This is a genomic window from Glaesserella parasuis, assembly GCF_002015085.1.
Lineage (GTDB): Bacteria > Pseudomonadota > Gammaproteobacteria > Enterobacterales > Pasteurellaceae > Glaesserella > Glaesserella parasuis.
Genome location: NZ_MUXW01000029.1, coordinates 1 through 339 on the forward strand (window position 1 = coordinate 1; position 339 = coordinate 339).

The following is a 339-nucleotide window of genomic DNA, read 5'->3' on the forward strand; positions in this document are numbered from 1 at the left end:
GCCATTTTTGCGAAAGTGCGGTCAGATTTTCGCGAGCCTGTGCTTCCGTCGGGGCTTGATAAACCTGCTTTAAATCTGCAGTGACGGCTTTGTAATCTTTCCACGAAACGAATTTCAAGCTGTTACGCACTAAATGCACAATGCAAAGCTGAATCTTCGTTTTAGGATAGACTGTATTGATGGCTTCCGGGAAGCCTTTTAAACCGTCTACACAGGCAATAAAAATGTCTTTCAAGCCTCGATTTTGAAGCTCTGTCAGCACATTCGCCCAGCACTTCGCACCCTCATTTTCAGCAATCCAAAGCCCCAATAACTCTTCCCTTGGCATATAAGGCAATA

The 339-nt window shown here is 44.8% G+C and carries 1 protein-coding gene; it reads right to left on the reverse strand.

From position 1 onward, the window contains the following. On the reverse strand, positions 1-339 hold a 339-nt coding region (locus B0183_RS07630; protein ID WP_207552018.1), incomplete at both ends, for a transposase.